Annotated in this window: 16 protein-coding genes; 10 read left to right on the top strand and 6 right to left on the bottom strand. The window is 68.0% G+C overall.

Annotated features, from left to right (window positions below):
- The first annotated feature begins 45 nt into the window (after positions 1-45).
- The 5 genes from hutC (at position 46) to WS54_RS32270 (ending at position 5,319) form a co-directional block, all read left to right on the top strand.
- Positions 46-801 carry a histidine utilization repressor gene (gene hutC, locus WS54_RS32295; RefSeq protein ID WP_059781920.1) on the top strand — a complete coding sequence of 252 codons (756 nt, stop codon included), beginning with the start codon at positions 46-48 and terminating at the stop codon, positions 799-801.
- Between the two features lie 387 nt (positions 802-1,188).
- The gene (locus WS54_RS32290; protein WP_059781919.1) at positions 1,189-2,538 is read left to right on the top strand and encodes a reverse transcriptase family protein; all 1,350 of its coding nucleotides are present in this window, start codon (positions 1,189-1,191) and stop codon (positions 2,536-2,538) included.
- 325 nt (positions 2,539-2,863) lie between these two features.
- Positions 2,864-3,193, top strand: a complete 330-nt coding sequence (locus tag WS54_RS32280; RefSeq protein ID WP_034208901.1) for an H-NS histone family protein — start codon at positions 2,864-2,866, stop codon at positions 3,191-3,193.
- 278 nt (positions 3,194-3,471) lie between these two features.
- A complete protein-coding gene (locus tag WS54_RS32275) occupies positions 3,472-4,719 on the top strand; it encodes an MFS transporter (protein ID WP_059781917.1) in 1,248 nt (415 codons plus the stop codon).
- A 42-nt stretch (positions 4,720-4,761) separates the two neighbouring features.
- On the top strand, positions 4,762-5,319 hold the full coding sequence (locus WS54_RS32270; RefSeq protein WP_059781915.1) for a hypothetical protein: 558 nt from the start codon (positions 4,762-4,764) through the stop codon (positions 5,317-5,319).
- Positions 5,320-5,502: 183 nt separating this feature from the next.
- Here WS54_RS32270 and WS54_RS32265 read toward each other — a convergent pair whose 3' ends face one another.
- Positions 5,503-6,483 carry a bifunctional helix-turn-helix transcriptional regulator/GNAT family N-acetyltransferase gene (locus WS54_RS32265; protein ID WP_059781912.1) on the bottom strand — a complete coding sequence of 327 codons (981 nt, stop codon included), beginning with the start codon at positions 6,481-6,483 and terminating at the stop codon, positions 5,503-5,505.
- Positions 6,484-6,651: 168 nt separating this feature from the next.
- On the opposite strand from WS54_RS32265, the gene WS54_RS32260 reads away from it, so the two are divergent.
- Positions 6,652-7,143: a sugar ABC transporter ATPase gene (locus WS54_RS32260; RefSeq protein ID WP_442861326.1), complete on the top strand. Its 492-nt coding sequence runs from the start codon at positions 6,652-6,654 to the stop codon at positions 7,141-7,143.
- A 336-nt stretch (positions 7,144-7,479) separates the two neighbouring features.
- On the opposite strand, the gene WS54_RS32255 is transcribed toward WS54_RS32260, so the two are convergent.
- The 4 genes from WS54_RS32255 to WS54_RS32240 are packed head-to-tail and all read right to left on the bottom strand — an operon-like array spanning position 7,480 to position 10,940.
- Positions 7,480-8,655 (bottom strand): osmoprotectant ABC transporter ATP-binding protein OsmV, encoded by a 1,176-nt coding sequence (locus WS54_RS32255; protein ID WP_034208906.1) that lies wholly within the window; start codon positions 8,653-8,655, stop codon positions 7,480-7,482.
- On the bottom strand, positions 8,652-9,305 hold the full coding sequence (locus WS54_RS32250) for an ABC transporter permease (RefSeq protein ID WP_034208907.1): 654 nt from the start codon (positions 9,303-9,305) through the stop codon (positions 8,652-8,654). The genes WS54_RS32255 and WS54_RS32250 overlap by 4 nt, the downstream gene beginning before the upstream one ends.
- A 10-nt stretch (positions 9,306-9,315) precedes the next feature.
- The gene (locus WS54_RS32245) at positions 9,316-10,227 is read right to left on the bottom strand and encodes a glycine betaine ABC transporter substrate-binding protein (protein ID WP_059781909.1); all 912 of its coding nucleotides are present in this window, start codon (positions 10,225-10,227) and stop codon (positions 9,316-9,318) included.
- Positions 10,224-10,940, bottom strand: coding sequence for an ABC transporter permease (locus WS54_RS32240; RefSeq protein WP_059781908.1), 717 nt, complete (start codon positions 10,938-10,940; stop codon positions 10,224-10,226). The genes WS54_RS32245 and WS54_RS32240 overlap by 4 nt, the downstream gene beginning before the upstream one ends.
- Here WS54_RS32240 and WS54_RS32235 point away from each other — a divergent pair.
- On the top strand, positions 10,939-11,121 hold the full coding sequence (locus WS54_RS32235; protein ID WP_059498731.1) for a hypothetical protein: 183 nt from the start codon (positions 10,939-10,941) through the stop codon (positions 11,119-11,121). The two genes, WS54_RS32240 and WS54_RS32235, sit on opposite strands and share 2 nt — an antisense overlap.
- A gap of 482 nt (positions 11,122-11,603) precedes the next feature.
- Here the strand turns inward: WS54_RS32235 and WS54_RS32225 are convergent, their stop codons facing one another.
- Entirely contained in the window at positions 11,604-12,698 is a 1,095-nt protein-coding gene (locus tag WS54_RS32225; RefSeq protein WP_059781906.1) for an AraC family transcriptional regulator, read from the bottom strand.
- Between the two features lie 251 nt (positions 12,699-12,949).
- On the opposite strand from WS54_RS32225, the gene WS54_RS32220 reads away from it, so the two are divergent.
- From WS54_RS32220 to WS54_RS32210, 3 genes are read left to right on the top strand one after another with little or no spacing between them, the layout of a single operon-like run.
- Complete coding sequence (locus WS54_RS32220) at positions 12,950-14,338, top strand: APC family permease (RefSeq protein ID WP_059781904.1); 1,389 nt, start codon at positions 12,950-12,952, stop codon at positions 14,336-14,338.
- Between the two features lie 50 nt (positions 14,339-14,388).
- Entirely contained in the window at positions 14,389-15,786 is a 1,398-nt protein-coding gene (locus tag WS54_RS32215) for an aspartate aminotransferase family protein (RefSeq protein WP_059781902.1), read from the top strand.
- A 30-nt stretch (positions 15,787-15,816) separates the two neighbouring features.
- Positions 15,817-17,256 carry an aldehyde dehydrogenase family protein gene (locus tag WS54_RS32210; RefSeq protein WP_059781900.1) on the top strand — a complete coding sequence of 480 codons (1,440 nt, stop codon included), beginning with the start codon at positions 15,817-15,819 and terminating at the stop codon, positions 17,254-17,256.
- The last annotated feature ends 140 nt before the right edge of the window (positions 17,257-17,396 follow it).

Genomic DNA, 17,396 nt, shown 5'->3' with positions numbered 1-17,396 from the left:
GTCGAGGACAGGCCGATCACCCACCATTCATTCGGTCGAGGGCGCATGAGCGAAACGGAACGCAAACTTTCCGCACGGCCGGCGTTGACGTCGGCCGACACCATACCGGCGCGGGCGTTGCCGGCCTATCAGCAGATCAAGCGCTACGTCGTCGAGCGGATCGCGAAGGGCGACTGGAAGCCCGGCGCCGCGATCCCGACCGAGGCCGAACTGGTCAAGGAATTCGGCGTGGCCCGGATGACGGTGTCGCGCGCGCTGCGCGAACTGACGTCCGAGCGCGTGCTGACGCGCATCCAGGGGGCCGGCACGTTCGTCGAGCGCCGGCATTACGAGTCGACGGTGCTGGAGATCCGCAACATCGCGGACGAGATCGCCGAGCGCGGCCATCGGCACAGTGCGCGCGTCCTGCTGATCGAGCGCAGCGTCGACCCGGACGCGATCGATGCGCTCGGCCTGCGCACCGGGCCCGTGTTTCATTCGCGTATCGTGCATTACGAGGAGGACGAACCGATCCAGTTCGAGGATCGCTACGTCAATCCGGCGTTGTTTCCCGCGTATCTGGAGCAGGACTTCACGATCGAGACGCCGAATCATTACATGGTGCGCCTGGCGCCGATCCAGCGTGCGGAGTTCCGGATCTACGCGGAGAAGCCCAATGCGCAGGTGCGTCGGCATCTCGTGATGGAAATCGGTGAACCGTGCTTGCTGCTGCGACGCCGTACGTGGGTCGGCGAGCAGGTCGCCACGTCGGTCAGGCTGTGGCATCCGGCGTCGCGGTTTCATCTGGCGGGCACGATGTAGGAAAGCGGGGCGGATCCGGGCGGAGCGGACCGTATGCCGTTTCAGCCGGCGATGGCCGATGCAGTCGCATGGGTCGTGATGGAACCCTGCCGTACCTGCATCGAAAGGCGATACACTGCGCGAGTTCCCGGCGGCCATAAGCGCGGCGCCACCGCGCATCGTCCGGCTCGGTTTGACACCGGGCGGCGCCGGCCGTTAAAGTCGCCGACGCGGGGCGGTGGGTCAAGCACACGCCCGGAACAGGCAGCCGATGTTCCAGGACCACGGGGCTACCCCGTGGATCGGATCGATACGCCGATGCGTCGCAAGCGCGCGGGTTGCGCGTTGCGCAACGACTGCTCTCGCAGCACCAGCCACGTTGACTCATCGTCCCGCCTCTCGTTTGCCATGCACTCATCCCTGCGCGACACCACCCGCACGATTGCCGAGGCGATGCTCGCCGGTCCGCCCGAACGCGACGGCGTCGTCGCCCGGCTGGCCGCCGTGCTCGGCGAAGCGCCACCGTGGACGCACGAATGCGCGAGCCTCGCACTCGTGCGCTTCGGCACGAACTGGGCCGATACCGACACCGACGTGCTCGCGGCGACCCTGGCCGAGGCGCCCGCGTTCGTGCGCGCATGGTATGGCGACCGCCGGCCGGCGGTGATCCGCATCGTGCGGCGACCGCTGGTGCAGCGACCGTTGCCGGCGCCGCTCGCCGGCTGCGACGTGCCGCAATGGCCGACGCCCGGCGATCTCGCCGGCTGGCTCGGGGTGAGCACGCCGGAACTCGACTGGCTGTCCGATCATTGGCGCGTCGACGCGCGCGGCAGCGCCTCGCCGCTGCATCACTACACGTACGTCGCGGTCGACAAGCGCAGCGGCGGGTGTCGCCTCGTCGAAATCCCGAAGGGGCGGCTGCGTGAAGCGCAACGCCGCATCCTGCACGGGCTGCTCGATCGCATCGCGCCGCACGGCGCGGTACACGGTTTTCGCAAGGGGCACGGGATCGTGTCGTTCGCGGCGCCGCATGCGGATCGCGATGTCGTCGTGCGCTTCGATCTCGCGGATTTCTTCGTGTCGGTGCGCGCCGCGCGCGTCCATGCGCTGTTCGCGACGCTCGGGTATCCGGCCGAAGTCGCGCGTGCGCTCACCGGGCTGTGCACCAATCGCGTGCCGTCGGCGCGGCTGCTCGCGCCGGACTTGCGCGACCGCTTCGACTGGATCGGCCGCCAGCGCTATCGCGAACGGCATCTGCCGCAGGGCGCGCCGACGTCGCCGGCGCTCGCGAACCTGTGCGCGTTCCGGTTCGACATGCGGCTTGCCGCGCTCGCGCGTTCGCTCGATGCGACCTATACGCGCTATGCGGACGACCTCGCGTTTTCCGGCGGCGGCGCGCTCGCGCGCGACATCGAGCGATTGCAGGTCCGGGTCGCCGCGATCGCACTCGAGGAAGGCTTCGCGCTGCAATTGCGCAAGACCCGCGTGATGCGGCGCGGCACGCGCCAGCAACTGGCCGGCGTGGTCGTCAATCGTCATCCGAACCTGCCGCGCGACGCGTTCGATCGCCTGAAGGCCATCCTGACCAACTGCATCCGGCTCGGCCCGGCGTCGCAGAATCGCGACGCGCATCCGGATTTTCGTGCGCATCTGGCCGGGCGCGTCGCGCATGCGACGGCGCTGAATGCGGCGCGCGGCGCGAAGCTGCGCGCGCTGTTCGACCGGATCGCGTGGGAGCCCGGCGGCGCGGACCGCTGAAGCGTCGGCGCTCGCGTCGATTCCGGTCGGCGACTTCTGCATCGCGACGCCGCGCACTGCTATCATTCGCGCCATGCCGCGCCCGTGCCATGGCGCGGCGAATCATTTGCCGCCACCGCTCGCCCGTGCATGCGTCGCGGCGTGCCGCCCGCTGCCGGTCTGGTCCTGTCTGTCGGTGACGCACGACGTCGTTTCGTGCGCATCGCGCAAATCATGCCGGCTCAGGTGGACGATTCACCTATTTGACAGCCCCGATCGGCGTAACTTCGTGGTAGGTTCGGCCATCGGAGCTTTTTGCAAAAACATGCCCAAAGAGGATGAATACATGACCCAGGCCCTGCAGGAACTCGAAGCACAACTTCGGGACCTGAACATCAAGCTGTCGGAGGCAAAGCAGAAGGAGAAGCAAGCTGCGCTCGCGGCTTTCAAGGAACAGGTCGAGCTGTTGGGAATTTCGCAGCAGGAAGTGCTGAGCGCGCTCGGCTACATCGTTCAGCGCAAGCGCAAGGCGCCTGCCAAGTACTACGATCCGTCGACCGGCCGCTCATGGTCGGGGCGCGGCCCGCGGCCGAAATGGCTCGATGGCAAGGATCTCGAAGCGCTCGCCGTCGACCGCGGGGCCAAGACCTGGTGGCCGGGGGACGATCAGGGCTGAAGCCCGCCGCGCCGCAAGGCCATCCGGCGCCGTCCGGTTCGCGCACGCGGGCCGGCCGGCAATTCCCCGCCGGCCGGCCGTCTTTCATCCGGTGTCCGGCCCGATCGCGACATCGCCGGCCTCGCCGCCGCACCGGATCCACGTTTTCCCTTTCCCTTTTCCACGCATTTTCCGCCGTTTTCCCGCCAGCCGTCCGGCCAGCGCGGGCACGACGCGTCGCCTCCGTCGTTCGCGGGCACAGGCCTTAGAATGTCGCCGGACATTCGTGGCAGGACACCATGGCAGCAAACATGAAATCTTCGACGCTCGGCGGCCCGTCGGCCCCGCGCGTGGAGCGGGTCGGCGCGTACGCGTGGAAAGCGCTGGCCGGGTCGGCGATCGGCTATGCAATGGACGGCTTCGACCTGTTGATCCTCGGCTTCATGCTGCCGGCGATCACGGCGGCGCTGCACCTGACGCCCGGGCAGGGCGGCGCGCTGGTCACGTGGACGCTGATCGGCGCGGTCGCGGGCGGCATCGTGTTCGGCGCGCTGAGCGACCGCTACGGGCGCGTGCGCGTGCTGACCTGGACGATCCTGCTGTTCGCGATCTTCACCGGCCTGTGCGCATTCGCGCAAGGCTTCCAGGATCTGCTCGTCTATCGCACCATCGCGGGCATCGGCCTCGGCGGCGAGTTCGGGATCGGCATGGCGCTCGCGGCCGAAGCGTGGCCGGCAAACAAGCGCGCCCGCGTGTCGTGCTACGTCGCGCTGGGGTGGCAGGCCGGCGTGCTGCTGGCCGCGCTGCTGACGCCGTTTCTGCTGCTGCACATCGGCTGGCGCGGCATGTTCGTGGTCGGCGTGCTGCCCGCGCTGCTCGCCTGGGCGATGCGCAACAAGCTGCACGAGCCGGAAGCGTTCGTGCAGCGCGCGACGCAGCCGAAGCCCAACGCGTTCCGCATGCTCGTCGCCGACGGCCGCACCGCGCGCACGAGCCTCGGCATCGTGATCCTGTGTTCGGTCCAGAATTTCGGCTACTACGGAATCATGATCTGGCTGCCGACCTTCCTGTCGAAGCAGATGGGTTTCTCGCTGACGAAATCGGGGCTGTGGACGGCGGCGACCGTCGTCGGGATGATGATCGGCGTCTGGGTGTTCGGCCAACTGGCCGACCGCATCGGCCGCAAGCCGACGTTCCTGCTGTATCAGCTCGGCTCGGTCGTGACGGTCGTCGCGTATGCGCGGCTGTCGGACCCGACGGCGATGCTGTGGGCCGGCGCGCTGATGGGCATGTTCGTCAACGGGATGGTCGGCGGCTACGGGACGCTGATGTCGGAAGGCTATCCGACGGCCGCACGCGCGACCGCGCAGAACGTGCTGTGGAACATCGGCCGTGCGGTCGGCGGCTTCGGTCCGGTCGCGGTCGGCGCGCTCGCCGCGCACTATTCGTTCCAGACGGCCATCGCGCTGCTCGCCGGCCTCTACGTGCTCGACATGGTCGCGACGCTGTCCCTGATCCCCGAGCTCAAGGGCGTCGAGCTCGAATGAGCACGGTGCGCACGCGCCGCCACGATTTCACCGGAAACCACGATGCAACGACACAACAGGACGATCGGCGTGATGGGCTCGGGCAAGGAGCCGTGGCTCGCGTTTTCGGAGCCGCTCGGCGTGTGGCTCGCGCAGGCCGGGTTCAACCTGCTGACGGGCGGCGGGCAGGGCGTGATGCTGGCGGTCGCGCGCGCGTTCGCCGGCGTGCCCGGCCGGGCCGGCCGATCGATCGGCATCCTGCCGACGCAGGCCGATCCGGTCGCGGGCTTCGTGCCGCTCGACGGCTATCCGCATCCGTTCGTCGACATTCCGGTCCTCACGCCGCTGCCGCGCCGCGAACCGGGCGCGGCCCCGCACACGATCAACCGCAACTACGTGAACGTGCTGAGCAGCGACCTGATCGTCGCGCTGCCGGGCGGGCACGGTACGGCCGAGGAGATTGCGCTCGCGCAGCGCTGGCGCAAGCCGCTCGTCTGCTTCGGGCCGGACGGTGCGTTTCGCTCGCTTGCCGCGGACGCGGTGTGCACGTCGTCGCTCGACGACGTGATCCGGTTCGTCGGCGATACGTTCGCCGTGGAGCAGGCGCAAGCGGGCCGGTAGTTCACGGGATCGCCGCGATTGCTTTCGTCGGGATACGCGTATGCGGCGACCGGCGTGCCTAGCGGCTCCGTCGGGTAAATCGCTGCATGGATGTTTCCGGTTGTTCCGGCGAGTCGCGGGTCGAATCCGGTCACGCGGTGCGGGAACGACGGCGACAGGCGACGCGATGGCTGGCCGCCGAGCTCAATCTCCAGCCGGCCCGGGCCGGCTGAAGCGCTGCTCGACCACCTCGGTCCCCCACTGCGTACCCGGGCACTCGCTCGTCAGCGCAAAGCCGAACGACTCGTACAGATGGCGCGCGGCATCGAGCCCCTTGAAGGTGCACAGATAGGTTTCGCGAAACCGGTGATCGTCGACGAAGCGCATCGCCAGCGTCATCAGCTGGCGTCCGACGCCCGAGCCGCGCAATGCGTCGTTGACGATGAACCAGCGCAGGTGCGCGACGCCCGTCGCCGGGTCGCCGTCGATCGCGAGCGACGCGAGCGTGCGACCGTCTTCCTGGCATAGCCACAGCGCCTTGCCGTCGGCCGGCAGCGCGCCCGCGAACGCGGCCAGCTCGGTCGCCACGCGTTGTTCGAAGAAGGCGCCGAAACCCCAGTGTTCCGCGTAGAAGCGTGCATGCAGGCTGGCGATGTCGCCGATGCAGCCCGGCTGATAGCCCTCGCGAATCGACGGCGCGTCGGCGGGCGCGACGGGCGCCCTGGCCGCGTTGTCCTGGGCGAGCGCGTCGGCATACAGCGCGAGCGAACGTAGCAGCGCCTGCTGGTCGGCCGGCATCATGCGGCGCAGCGCATTCGACACCTGGTCGGTCGCGAACGTGTCGATTCGTTTCCGGAGCTTTTTGCCTTCGGCGGTCAGGTACAGCTCGATCGCACGTGCATCCTCGCTCGACACGCGCCGCTCCACGACCCCGGCCGCTTCGAGCCGCGCGAGTTGCCGGCTCGTGTTCGATTTGTCGAGCCGCAGGATGGCGCCGAGATCCTTCGCGTTGATGCCGGGCGCCATCCCGATCTCGAGGATCGCGTGCACGGCCGACGGCGCCCAGTCGCTGTCGGCCAGCGTCGCCCGCATGAAGCCGAGCTCGCGCACCAGTTTGCGCGAGAAGTCGCGCAGCTCGAGGATGGTCGCGTCGCGCGGCTTGGCCGGCGCGTCGATGAGGTCCATGAACGGCTCCTGAAAGGTTGCGTATCGCAATCAATAATAGTTGCGGGTCGCAACCTTGGCAAGGCGGATTTTGAGGGCGCGCCGGTGTTTCGGGGGCGGTGCTTCCGTGCGGTCGACGGTCAACCGGACGAGGCGCGGGGGGCGAACCGGGGCGGGGCGCGACTGGTATTGAAGCGGATGGCCGGGCATGGAGAAGCGGCCGCATACTGGGCGGACCGGTCGATCTGCGGGCAGGATCGCCGGCCGATCGTCGATCGACGACCGCGGACTACGGAGATCGCCATGAACAAGCTGTTGCCGACGATGATCGCGTTGCTTGCCGGGGGCGGCATCGGGGCGCCGCCGCTCCACGCGGCCGGCACCATGGATGCGCCGCCGTGCAGCGCCGCGCATGCGGCGGATCGCGGTGGCGGGAACGTCGCGATGCCGGGCGCGTCGATCCGCAGCTTCTCGACCGCCGGCTGTTCGGGCGCGGTGTTGCAGGGCGGCCGGGCCACCGCGATCGTCGACGGCGACCGGGTCGAGTTGCGCGACGGGGTCGTCTATGTGAACGGACGATCCTACGGCGCGGTCACGCCCGCGCAGACGGTCGAATACGAGGCCGCGCGCGAGCGGCGCACGTTGAAGGTCGACGGAAAGATCCGCGCGCCGCTGCGCTGACGTTTGCCGATTCGGCGCGCCGGCGCCTTCAACTTGCCAATGCGCGCCTGTTCGACCCGCGTCAGCCGGCCGTCGCTGAGCCGCACTTTGCGCACGACCCACGCCGCATCGACGCACGGCAGCACGGCTCGCACAGTTCGCCCGGTTTGCGCGGTGGCGTCGGGCCGTACGACAGCCGATCGCCCGTGTCGATTCAATTCAATTCGCGATTCGTTCGGGCTGCAGATTTTCGATTGCACGATCCGAACGAATACGACCGTCCTTTTCTGCAACGGGCGGCATCGATTCGGTTCGTTTCCCGATGCCGGTGCGACGCAGCGCCGGCCCCGGCGCGACTCAGGACGTGGCGACCGCGGCCGCCGCATCGGCCGGACTGCCCGGCGGCTGGCCGGTTTGCCGGCGCGACCGGCCCGAGCTCAGGTATGCGGCGATCGAATCCTGCGTGATCTCGCCGAGCCACGCCCCGTCGGCGTCGAGCACGGGCATCCACGACATGCTGTACTGGTACATCTTCGACAGCACGATGCGCAGGTTGTCGTCCGCCGCGACGCCGGCAGGGAACGGCGTCACGCGTTCGCCGCACACGCCGCCGTCGGTGCGTGCCGCGCGGCGCGTCACGTAACCGAGCGCCCGGCCCGCATCGTCGAGCACGGTCAGGTAGCGGCAGTCGGTTTCGTCCATCACCGCCAGCGCGTGCGCGAGCGGCGTATCGACGCGCGCCGTTTCGGGCTGCGTGGCGGCGTCGCCGGCCTTCACGAGCAGCAGGCGTTTGAGCGTGCTGTCCTGACCGACGAACTGCGCGACGAACTCGTCGCGCGGGCGGGCGAGCAGCGTGTCGGGGTGATCGTACTGAACGAGCTGGCCGCGCCGGAACACGGCGATGCGATCGCCCAGCTTGATCGCTTCGTCGATGTCGTGGCTCACCATGATCACGGTCTTGTTCAGTTGCCGCTGCATCTGGAAGAACTCGTTCTGGATCGATTCGCGATTGATCGGATCGACCGCGCCGAACGGCTCGTCCATCAACAGCACGGGCGGATCGGCGGCCAGCGCGCGAATCACGCCGATGCGCTGCTGCTGCCCGCCCGACAGCTCGCGCGGATAGCGTTTCAGGTACAGCTTCGGATCGAGCGCGACCATCGACATCAGGTCGCGCGCGCGTTCGGCGCAGCGCTTCTTGTCCCAGCCGAGCAGGCGCGGCACGACGGTGATGTTCTCCTCGATCGTCATGTTCGGGAACAGCCCGATCTGCTGGATCACGTAGCCGATGTGGCGCCGCAGGTCGACTTCGTCGAGCTGCGCCGTATCCTCGCCGTTGATGAGCACGCGGCCCGACGTCGCGGGGATCAGCCGGTTGATCATCTTGAGCGTGGTGGTCTTGCCGCAGCCCGACGGGCCGAGGAACACGCAGATTTCCCCTTCGGGCACCGACAGGCTCACGGAGTCGACCGCGCGCACGGCCTGGCCGTCCTTGCGCGTGAAAGTCTTGGTCAGTTTGTCGAGTTCGATCATGTCTTCTGCACTCCCTTCGGTGTCAATGCACGTTGCAGCATCTGCAGCAGCCGGTCGGCGACGATCGCGAGCAGGCTCACGAGCACCGCGCCCACCAGCAGTTTCATCATGCTGCTCTGCCCGATCGCACGCAGGATCAGCGTGCCGAGGCCGCCCGCGCCGATCACGGCGGCGATCGTCATCACGCCGATGTTCATCACGACGGCGGTGCGCACGCCCGCGAGAATCACGGGCACCGCCAGCGGCAAGTCGACGAGACGCAGGCGCTGCCACGACGTCATGCCGATGCCGGTGCCGGCTTCCTTGATCCCCGCATCCACGTTGTGCAATGCGAGGTAGGTGTTGCGCATGATCGGCAGCAGCGAGTAGAGGAACACGGCGGTGATCGCGGGCGCGGCGCCGATACCCTGGCCGAAGCGCGAGAAGAACGGGATCATCAGGCCGAACAGCGCGATGGACGGCAGCGTGAGCACGAGCGTGGCGAGGCCGAGCAGCGGGCCCGCGAGCCAGTCGTGACGATTGATCAGGATACCGAGCGGTACGCCGGCGACGATCGCGCAGCCCACGGCGATCGCGACGAGCCATACGTGCTGCAGCGTGAGCTGCAGCAGCTCGGGCCAGCTCGAAGCGAGATAGTCGAATACGCTCATCGGTCCTCCTTCAAGGTAGCGGGTGGGCGCGCAGGAACGCATCGGCGACGTCGCGCGGCGATCGGCCGTCGAGATCGACCGCCTTGGCCATCGCCTGCATCGCGTCGTTGTCGAGCACGGCCGACAGCGCGTTGAGTTGCGTCGCGAGCTTCGGATTGCGCTCCAGCGTGGCCTGGCGGACCACGGGCGTCGCGTTGTACGGCGGGAAGAAGTGCCTGTCGTCCTCGAGCGGCACGATGCCGAAGCCCTTCACGCGTCCGTCGGTCGTGTAGACGAGGCCGATCTGCAACTGGTCGTTGTGCAGGGCCGTATAGACGAGCCCCGGATCCATCTGTTTCAGTTGAGCGCGGCTGAACTGCATGCCGTAGGCGGCGAGCAGCGGCTTCAGGCCGTCGGGACGGTTCGCGAATTCCGCGTCCATGCCGAATACGTAATGCTTCGCGGCCGGATCGTGCTTCAGATGCTCGGCGAGCTGCGACACCGTCCGGATGCCGGTAACCTGCGCGAGCCGGCTCGGCAGGCCGATCGCGTAGGTGTCGTTGAGCGGCGACGCATCGAGCCACACGAGCCCGCGCGGCACGTCGCGCGCCTTGACGCGTCGGTACATTTCGTCGGGCGACAGCTTGTCCTGGATCTTGTTGTAAACGAGCGCCGCGGTGCCCGTGTAATCCCACATCAGGTCGAACTGGCCGTTCTCCAGCGCGCTGCGTGCGAGCGTACTGCCGAGGCCGGCGCGGACTTCGACGTCATAGCCGCGCGAGCGCAGGTATTGCGACGTGAGTTCCGCCAGCACGTATTGCTCGGTGAAGTTCTTCGCGCCCAGCACGAGCTTCGCGGCGAATGCCGGTGTGCCGGCCGCGACGCACAGCGCGCCGGCGATGCCCAGGCGCGCGAGCGATCGAAGGATGCGTCGAAGCGTCATGCGGCGCCTCCGTGGCGTGCGAGCCAGTGACGGCTGCCGGCCGCGACGACGCCGTCCAGCACCAGTGCGAGGATCGCGGTGAGCGACGCGCCGAGCAGCAGCAGCGGCTGGTTGTCGAGGTAGATGCCGGGGAAGATCAGCGAGCCGAGGCTGTCCGCACCGATCAGATAGGCGAGCGGCGCCGTCCCGACGTTGATCGCGAGCGCGGTGCGCACGCCGCCGACGATGATCGGCAGCGCGTGGGGCAGTTCCACGCGAATCAGCGACTGCCAGCCGGTCATGCCGATGCCCTTGGCGGCTTCGCGCAGCGCGGCGGGCACGTTCTTCATGCCTTCGTACGCATTGCGCGTGACGGGCAGGAGCGACGCGAGGAACAGCGCGACGATCGCGGGCACGTCGCCGATGCCGAAGATGCCGAGCGCGATGGCCAGCACGGCGAGCGACGGGATCGTGTTGCCGATGTTGAAGACCTGCATGAAACGCTCGGCCTGATGCCGGAATCGCGGCCGGCTCAGCAGCACGCCGGCCGGCACGCCGACGGCGATGGCCAGTGTCATCGAATAGGCGACCAGCAGCATGTGCTGGCCCGCGTAGTAGGCGAGATCGTCCGAGCGCTGATGGAACGTGTCGGCGCCGATGCCGCGCGCCAATGCCCATCCCGCTGCGATGATTGCCACCAGGCTGCCCACCAGCTGGACAGTGCGTCGAGTCATGAAGATACGCCTCCTCAATCCGGTGCGGCGCGCGCACGCGCACGCCGCGATGACGCCGAATGGCGTCGCGATGGAAGTTCGTGATCCCGGCATGGCCGCGATTGAACTGACGGAAACAGTGCTGCCGGCTGCACCGAGGTGCGGCTGGCGGTCGGGTGAACGCGACGACGCGTTCGTCTGATTGTCAGGTTCAGCCCGGCGGCGCCGTAACGACGAGGCGCGTTCGAGCAGGGCGCCGCCTCGTGAAGGCGGCATGGATGCGGGCGGCTCGATGCCGACCGCTGGGGCCGGTGGCCCCTTTTGACGTGGCGAAACGGATGCATGCGCAACGAAGTGCGAAATGACATCACGTTGCGCACGAGATCATGCGTTTTGTGATGAAGTTGAGGCGAGTATAGAGCAATCAAATAATTGCGTCTACCGTGGGGAACGATCGCGGCGATGCGTCGCCGGTCGTGCGATAGGGTGGCGCGACGTGCATGGAAATTGATTCGAAGACCGAATCAGTGGGCGAAACCTGCGTAGCGACGGGCGATGCGCGAGCGGTTTCGCTACATGAAATCGTTATCGCGCGATGCCGGGCTCGTCGCTGCGGCCGGCAGTGCGTTCACCGAAGCGTGATGCCGAATCCTCGAAAGCCGGGCGAAGCGGTAGCGCATCGGGTCACGCGTCGACATCCGACGCCGACCGCGGCGTCTTGCCGGTCCAGCGCCGGTACGCGTGACGAAAGCTGCGCGGCTCGCTGTAGCCGAGCCGCTCGGCGATCGCGGCGACGGTCAACGCATGATCGTCGAGCAACCGCACGGCTTCGTCGCGACGCACGTCGTCGAGCAGCGACTGGAACGTGATGCCGTCCTTGTCGAGCCGCCTGCGCAGCGTGCGTTCGGTCAGATGCAGCGCGCTGGCGAGCGCCGTCATCGACTTGAAACGCGCGAGGTCGCGCGCCATCAACTCCTTCGCGCGATCGGCGAAACGCGTGCCGACCGACGCGGCCCACTGCCGTTCGAGCACTTCGCACTGGCCGTGCAGCGCATTGAAGCTGACTTCGTTCGCCAGGCGCGGCGCTTCGGTGCCGTTCACCGACGTGAACACGAGCCGGTTGTCGGCCGCATTGAAGACGACCGGGCAGCCGAAGTGGCGCGCGTAGTCGGCCGCATTGCGCGGCGTGCGGCGCGCGAGCTGCACCTGCTCGGGCCACACCGGCTTGCCGACGAGATCGGACACGATCAGGCGCAGGCTCGACAGGCACATGTCGACCTGAAACACCTCGAGATCGGGCTCGCCGTTGTAGCGGCCGATGGTCACGCTCATGCCGCCGGCATGCGCGTCGATGCGCACGTCGAAATACAGCCCCATGAACAGCGGAAACTGGCCCATGCAGCGGAACGCCTGGATCACGGAGCCGCTGATCAGCATCGCGTAGCCGGCGAGACCCAGCGTCGACACATGCAGCCGCGCGCCGATCGACAGCCCGATCGACGGCACGCCGCTGCAGCGCAACAGGTTGCGAAAGCAACGTTGCTCCTGGCCCCGATTCACGTGCAGGTTCGGCGATGCGACTTCGTCCGCGCCGAGCCCGGTGCCTTCGAGCAGCGCGGCGCCGTCGATGTGCCGCACGCGGCACTCGTCCAGCGCGACCGCGATCGCGTGAACCGTGGCGGGAATGTCCTCCTGGCGTCCGGCCGGGCGCGCGAGGCCGAGCGCCGAACGCAGGCTGCGTTCGGCGCGGCTCTGGTTTCGTTGGGAACGACTGTTCATGGTGCCGATGCGGTGACGGGGTCGCACCGAACATAGCCGGATTGTCCGCGAAACGCCAGTGCCGCACAGCAGCATGCAGGGCGGCGCGGCACGATGCCCGACCGTGTGTCCGGAAATATCCCTCGATTACGTCCGCTTTTCTCATTCGTCGTCGATTTTTTGGCGCACCACACTTTCTTCCAGTCGTGCTCCGCCGGCCGCGCCGGACGCACGCGTGTTGAAGTCATGGACGCCACCCACGTGAGGACAGCATGGACAACGACAGGCCAGGTCGAACCGCATCAGCCGCCGCGACGCACGTGTTCGAGGCGTACGTGGAGCGCGGCCACACGGACGCACGCAAGCCTCACCAGCTTGGACTCGTGACGCTGGTGATCTTCGGCCTCGCGTATATGTTGCCGATGACGGTGTTCACGACCTACGGCCTCGTCACGAGCGAGACGAACGGGCATCTGACGGCCGCGTATGCGATCACGCTGATCGCGATGCTGTTCACCGCGCGCAGCTACGGCCACATGGCGCGGCTGATGCCGAGCGCCGGGTCGGCCTACACGTTCGCGAGCCGCAACTTCGGCACGTCGGCCGGCTTCATGGTCGGCTGGGCATTGCTGATGGACTACCTGTTCATCCCGATGATCAGCTACCTCGCGATCGGCATCTACATGAAGCAGATCTTTCCGACGGTGCCGGCCAGCGTGTGGATCGTCGGCAGCATCGCGCTGATCACCGGGCTGAACATCGTCGGCATCCGGCTCGTCAATCGCGTGAACCTGATTCTGATCGCCAGCCAGCTCGTGTTCATCGCGGTGTTCGTCATCGCGTCGGCGCACGTCGCGGCGGGCGAAGGACTATCGACGGCCATCGCGTTGCCGTCGTCCGGCGATGCGCGCGCGATCTTCGCCGGCGCCGCGATCCTGTGCCTGTCGTTCCTCGGCTTCGATGCGGTCACCACGCTGTCGGAGGAAACGCGCGAGCCGCGGCGCACGGTGCCGCGCGCCATCCTGCTCTGCACGCTCGTAAGCGGCCTGCTGTTCATGCTGATCGCGTATGTCGGTCAACTGGTGTTTCCCGACTGGCACGCGTTCAAGGATCTCGATTCGGCGAGCCTCGACCTGATGCGGCGGGTCGGCGGCCGCACGCTGTCGGCGTTCTTCGTCGCGGTATACGTGGCCGGCTGCTTCGCGAGCGCGATGGCCGGACAGGCGAGCGTGACGCGCGTGCTGTTCGCGATGGGCCGCGACCGCGTGCTGCCCGAATGCGTGTTCGGCCATCTGCATGCGCGGCTGCGCACGCCGGTGCGCGCGACGCTCGCGGTCGGCGTCGTGTCGTTGTCCGCGCTGTTCATCACGCTCGATCTCGCGTCGACGATGATCAGCTTCGGCGCGCTCGTCGCGTTCGCGATCGTGAACCTGTGCGTGATGCGCAGCTATCTGGGCCGGCCCGAGCATCGCCATGCCGCGGGCTGGATTGCATACGGCCTGATGCCGGCGATCGGCTTCGCGATGAACGTGTGGCTCTGGTCCGGGCTGTCGCGCCAGACGTTCTACGTCGGCATCGGCTGGCTCGCGCTCGGGCTCTGCCAGCTCGTCTGGCTGACGCGCGGCTTTACGCGCCCGGCGCCGACGTTGTCGATGAACTGAATGACCGGCTGCGCGATGCCGGTTTTGAAACCCTGAAGGAGGAGTGATCCATGAATGCCGTTGACGTCAATCTCGATGCGGACCTGCAGGCGCTCGGCAAGCGCCATCTGCTGATGCACTTCACGCATGCCGATGCATACCGCGAGAACGCGCTGACCGTGTTCGAGCGCGGCGAAGGCTGCTGGCTCGTCGACCGCAACGGCAAGCGCTATTTCGACGGGCTGGCCGGGCTTTACTGCGTGCAGGTCGGCTACAGCCACGGCGCGGAGATCGGCGATGCGATCCGCGAGCAGATGGTGAGGCTGCCGTTCGCGACCAACTGGGGCGTCGGCCACGAACCGGCGATCCGGCTTGCGCACCGGCTCGCGGCGCTCGCGCCGGAAGGACTGAACCGCGTGTTCTTCACGTCGAGCGGCTCGGAGTCGAACGAATCGGCGATCAAGCTGGTGCGCCAGTATCACCAGGCACGCGGCGAGCCGCAGCGGCGCAAGTTCATCGCACGGCGCGTCGCGTATCACGGCACGTCGTTCGGCGCGCTCGCGCTGAACGGGATGACGAATTTCCGCAAGCATTTCGAGCCGCTGATGTCAGGCGTGCGGCACGTGGGCAACACGAAGCGCTACGGCCGACCGGCCGGCGAGACGGAAGCGCAGTTCACACGCCATCTGCTCGACGAGATCGAATCGCTGATCGTGCAGGAAGGGCCGGATACGGTCGCCGCGATCGTCGTCGAGCCGTTGCAGAACGCGGGCGGCAGCCTGACGCCGCCGGCCGGCTACGCGGCCGGGCTGCGCGACATCTGCGACCGGCACGGCGTGCTGCTCGTGGCCGACGAGGTGATCTGCGGGTTCGGGCGGCTCGGCGAGTACTTCGGGTCGGCGCGCTACGGGTTGAAGCCGGACATCATCACGTTCGCGAAAGGCATCGCGTCGGGCTACGTGCCGCTCGGCGGCGTGATCGCGAGCGATGCGGTCGTCGACACGGTGCTCGACGGGCCGCAGCAGATGTTCCTGCACGGCGCGACCTACGGCGGCCATCCGGTCGCGTGCACGGCCGCGCTCGCGAACCTCGCGATCATGGAGCGCGAAGGCGTGCTCGCGAACGTTCGCGACAACGAAGCGGTGTTTCGCCGGACGCTCGACGAGCTGCTGGAGCTGCCGTGCGTGGGCGACGTGCGCGGCGACGGCTATCACTACTCGCTCGAACTCGTGACCGACAAGGCGGCGCGCCGCTGGGCGGCCGGCATCGGCGCACAGGCGTTCGTGTCGACGATGCTCGCGCCGGCGATCTTCGACGCGGGGCTGCTGTGCCGCGCGGGTGTCGATCACGAAGGCACGCCGATCGTGCAGTTTTCGCCGCCGCTCGTGATGTCGCGCGACGAGATCGTGTGGTTCGTCGCGCGGATCCGCGACATCCTCGTCGAGACCTACGCGCGGGCGACGCGCTGAGTGCGGCATCCTTCATTTCAGGAGCATTCGATGCGAACGTCACAACAGTCCTATATCGACGGCCAGTGGCGCGATCCGGCCGATGCGCGATCGATCGACGTGATCGATCCGGCCACCGCGCGGCCGTATGCACGGCTCGCGATCGGCGGCGCGGCCGATGTCGACCATGCGGTCGGCGCGGCGAAGCAGGCCTTCGACACGTACTCGCGCTGGTCGGTGGACGAGCGCGTCGCGTTGCTGACGCGCGTGCTCGAGATCTACCGGCGCCGCTACGAAGAAGTCGCGCAGACGATCAGCCAGGAGATGGGTGCGCCGATCGCGTTCGCGCGGGCGATGCAGGCCGCGGTCGGCACCGCGCATCTCGAGCACACGATCCGCGCGCTGCAGTCGTTCCGATTCAGCACGCAGACCGGTTCGCTGCTGGTGTCGCACGAGCCGATCGGCGTGTGCGCGCTGATCACGCCGTGGAACTGGCCGATCAACCAGATCGTGTGCAAGGTCGCGCCGGCGCTCGCGGCCGGTTGCACGATGGTGCTCAAGCCGAGCGAGATCGCGCCGTTCAGCGCGATCCTGTTCGCGGAGATCCTGCACGAAGCGGGCGTGCCGCGCGGCGTGTTCAACCTCGTGCACGGCTACGGACATGAAGTGGGCGACGCGCTGTCGCGGCATCCGGACGTCGACATGGTGTCGTTCACGGGCTCGACGCGCGCGGGCGTCGAGGTCGCGAAGGCGGCGGCCGACACCGTGAAGCGCGTGCACCAGGAGCTCGGCAGCAAGAGCCCGAACCTGATCCTGCCCGACGCGGACATCGACGATGCCGTCACGCGCGGCGTGCGCAGTTGCTTCAGCAACAGCGGCCAGTCGTGCAATGCGCCGACGCGCATGCTGGTGCACGTCGATCATCTGGCGCGGGCCGAGCAGGCGGCGCGCCGGGAAGCGGAACGCACGGTCGTCGGCGATCCGCGTTCGACGGAAACCGGCATCGGGCCGGTGGTCAGCCGCACGCAGTTCGATCGCATCCAGCATTTCATCCGCCTCGGGATCGAAGAGGGTGCGACACTCGTCGCCGGCGGTCCCGGCCGGCCGGAGGGGCTCGCGGACGGGTTCTACGTGCGGCCGACGGTGTTTTCGAACGTCGCGCCGGGCATGGCGATCGCAACCGAGGAAATCTTCGGGCCGGTGTTGTCGATCATGACCTACCGGACCGAGGACGAGGCCGTCGCGCTCGCGAACGATTCGGTCTACGGGCTCGCGGCCTACGTGCAGTCGAAGGATCTCGAACGCGCGCGGCGGATCGCGGCGCGGTTGCGCGTCGGTAACGTCCACATCAACTACCCGGCATGGAACCCGGCCGCGCCGTTCGGCGGCTACAAGCGTTCGGGCAACGGCCGCGAGTATGCGGAGTTCGGCCTCGTCGAGTATCTGGAGACGAAGGGGACGACCGGGTACACGGAAGGCGACGCGCGATGACGTCCTGAGCGCCTGGGAGAGCGGCGCGGCGAACGCGTCACCGCCAGTACTAGCGCTGCTCGCGGCGTTCGGACGCGACGGCCTGGCGCATCGCCGTCACCTTGGCGCGGCGGAAGGCCGTGGACCGCCGCGAAACGGTC

This window comes from Burkholderia sp. NRF60-BP8, assembly GCF_001522585.2.
Classification (GTDB): Bacteria; Pseudomonadota; Gammaproteobacteria; order Burkholderiales; family Burkholderiaceae; genus Burkholderia.
This window is presented reverse-complemented; position numbering and strand designations above follow the sequence as displayed.